Here is a 3,076-nt window from a genome sequence, read left to right as displayed (position 1 = left end):
AGCGGATGATCGGCGGGCTGGCCGCGCTGCCGGTGCTGGTGGTGCCGACGGCGATGCGCGTCGAACGCGATGCGTCGGCGTCGCGCGTGCAACTGTCGCTCGACGTGTTCCCGGCGCTGCCCGGTGGCGGCGCGGTATCCGATGACATGCCGACAGCACATGCTTCGATCGCCGCCGATCCATTCAGCGGGGGCGCCGAACCGGAAACGGGCGATGCCTCGGTGTCCCGGCTTGCCGGCGTCATGTGGGATGCGCGTGCCGGACTCGCGCTATTCGACGATCGCGCGGGCACGATCACGACGGCGGCGGCCGGCGAGACGGTGGGGGGAATGCGCGTGATGCGCATCGAATCCGACGGCGTGATGTTCGCCACGGCAAGCGGTCCGCGCAGGATTGCAATGGACGACGGAGGCGGGCAATGGTGACGCGCATGTGGTTGGCGATGAGCGCGCCGCTCTGGTTTTACGCAGCCGCGGCGTTCGGCGCGCTGCCGCCTTTGCCGTCTGCGCTGTCGTCTGCGGAATGGCGCGTCGATGAACCGGACATGCCGCTTCCGCAAGGCGACGCAACCGGCACGGAGCGCACCCCGCTTCAGCCTGCGTTGCCGCTCGCACCGCAAGATGAAAATCGCGCCTCATCGCCGGCTGACGATCCGGCGCGCTCAGTGCTCGAAGGGCCGCCGATTCCGTTGCCGCCACCCGCGCGCATGAGCGATGCGGCCGCGCGCCATCCGGGCGAAGGCGACGACGACAGGCGGATTTCGCTGAACCTGAATGACGTCGGCCTCGCCACGGCATTCGATGCGTTTGCGCGATTCACCGGACTGAATATCATCGTCAGCGAGCAGGTGCGTGGCAACGTGTCATTACGTCTGAACAATGTTCGCTGGCGAAACGCGTTCGACGCGCTGCTCGACGCGCACGGTCTCGCCATGACGCGGCAGGACAACGTGATTTGGGTCGCGCCGGCAGCGGAGCTGGCTGCCCGGGCGCGCGAGCGCTTCGAAGCCCACGCGCGGGCCGCCGATCTGGAGCCGCTCGAAAGCCGTACCTTCGTGCTGCACTATCCGCGCGCGCAGGACGTGCAGCGATTGCTGACCGGCGCGGCGGGCCAGCGCGTGCTGTCGAAGCGGGGCTCGGCGGCGGCCGATGCGCGGATGAACCTGCTGTTCGTCACCGATCTGGCACCGCGCATCGCGCAGATCGCCGGGCTGATCGACGCGATCGACCGGCCCTCGCGGCAAGTCAGGATCGAAGCATCGATCGTCGAAGGCGAGCAGGGTTTCTCGCGCAACCTCGGCGCCCGGATCGCACTGCGCGCACAGGGGAGGCTGGCGACAGGCGAGAGCGGTGCGGGCGACCGTACCGCGCTCGACCTGGCGGCGAGGCCGGTCGGCGGGTTCAATGCCGCGACGGCCGGCTTCACGCTGTTGGCCGCGCCATTGAGTCAGGTGCTCGACGTCGAATTGAGCGCGCTCGAAGCGCAAGGCCGGGGGCAGATCGTTTCGCGGCCACGCGTCGTGACCGCCGATCGCGCGAAGGCGATCGTCGAGCAAGGCGCGGAGCTTCCGTATCAGGCGAAGGTCGGCAACGGTGTAAGCGGTGTGCAGTTCCGCCGGGCGACGCTCAAGCTCGAGGTCGAGCCGCAGATTACGCCGGACGGACGCGTCGTGCTCGATCTCGACATTCGCAAGGACAGCGTTGGCGAGCCGACGACGGCCGGACCGGCGATCCATACGAAGCACGTGCAGACCCGCGTCGAAGTGGAGGATGGCGGTACGGTGGCGATCGGCGGCATCTACGAGCGCCTTGGGCGGGACGATGTGACGAGCGTGCCGCTCTTGGGCAAAATACCGATTCTGGGTGCGCTGTTCCGGCATCGGGCGCAACGCGACCAGCGAAGCGAACTGGTCGTTTTCATCACCCCGACGGTGGTCGGCGCGCACTGCGGCACGGTCGGCGCCACGACCGTGGATACCGGCGAAACCGGGACGGATGCAGCCGACCGAGGCTCGACAAGGCGGCCGCTTTGCCAGTAAGCTGCGCCACACACCAGCAAGATTGAAGCAGAGGAAGCCGTTGCAAGCGCGGGACCCACACGCAAACGTATTTTTCGTCGGCCTTATGGGAGCGGGTAAAACCACCGTGGGCCGTGCGGTCGCGCGCCGGCTCGACAGGCAGTTCTTCGATTCCGACCATGAGATCGAAGCGCATACAGGCGCCCGTATCCCGGTCATTTTCGAACTGGAAGGCGAAGCCGGGTTTCGCGACCGCGAGTCGCAGATGATCGAGGAGCTCACCCAGCGCGAGAACATCGTCCTGGCGACGGGTGGCGGCGCGATACTGCGCCCCGAAAATCGCGAGTGCCTGAAAACACGCGGCATCGTCATCTATCTGCGGGCAAATCCGCACGATCTGTGGCTGCGTACCCGCAAAGACAAGAATCGGCCGCTGTTGCAGACCGACGATCCGAAGGCGCGCCTCGAGGCGCTCTACGCCGTGCGCGATCCGCTGTATCGCGAATGCGCGGATTTCGTCATCGAGACGGGCCGTCCGTCGGTAAACGGGCTCGTCAACATGGTGCTGATGCAACTCGAAATGGCAGGCGTCGTCGCCAAGCCAATACAAGCATGATTACAGTCAACGTCGACCTGGGCGACCGCGCCTACCCGATTCATATTGGCGCCGGCCTGATCGGCCGCACCGAACTGTTCGCTCCCCACATCAAGGGTTCATCCGTCACGATCGTCACCAACACGACGGTCGATCCGCTGTACGGCGACGCGCTGCGCGCCGCGCTCGCGCCGCTCGGCAAGCGCGTGTCGACGGTGGTGCTGCCCGACGGCGAGGCATACAAGAACTGGGAAACCCTGAACCTGATCTTCGACGGCCTGCTCACCGAGCGCGCGGATCGCAAGACGACACTCGTCGCGCTGGGCGGCGGCGTGATCGGCGACATGACGGGTTTCGCCGCGGCCTGCTACATGCGTGGCGTACCGTTCATCCAGGTTCCGACCACCTTGTTGTCGCAGGTGGATTCGTCGGTCGGCGGCAAGACCGGCATCAACCATCCGCTC

The 3,076-nt window shown here is 66.6% G+C and carries 3 protein-coding genes and 1 pseudogene; all 4 read left to right on the top strand.

What is annotated here, in order from left to right; genetic code table 11:
* Window positions 1-425 (top strand): annotated as a pseudogene (locus KH616_RS23510) (pilus assembly protein); the annotation flags it as partial.
* A complete protein-coding gene (gene pilQ, locus KH616_RS23505; protein ID WP_292253387.1) occupies window positions 419-2,038 on the top strand; it encodes a type IV pilus secretin PilQ in 1,620 nt (539 codons plus the stop codon). The pseudogene KH616_RS23510 and the gene pilQ, both read left to right, overlap by 7 nt.
* 40 nt (window positions 2,039-2,078) lie before the next feature.
* Complete coding sequence (locus KH616_RS23500; protein ID WP_292253389.1) at window positions 2,079-2,633, top strand: shikimate kinase; 555 nt, start codon at window positions 2,079-2,081, stop codon at window positions 2,631-2,633.
* Window positions 2,630-3,076 (top strand): iron-containing alcohol dehydrogenase (locus KH616_RS23495; RefSeq protein ID WP_292253385.1); only part of this gene is annotated, 447 nt, incomplete at its 3' end. The genes KH616_RS23500 and KH616_RS23495, both read left to right, overlap by 4 nt.

It is taken from the genome of Burkholderia sp. (assembly GCF_018375725.1).
In the GTDB taxonomy this organism is placed as follows: Bacteria; Pseudomonadota; Gammaproteobacteria; order Burkholderiales; family Burkholderiaceae; genus Burkholderia.
Note: the sequence above shows the minus strand (reverse complement) of the source record. Positions and strands in the feature narration are given on the sequence as shown.

Coding starts and splice junctions, on each gene's coding strand:
- pilQ (WP_292253387.1), top strand. CDS start 419: ATGGTGACGCGCATGTGGTTGGCGATGAGCGCGCCGCTCTGGTTTTAC.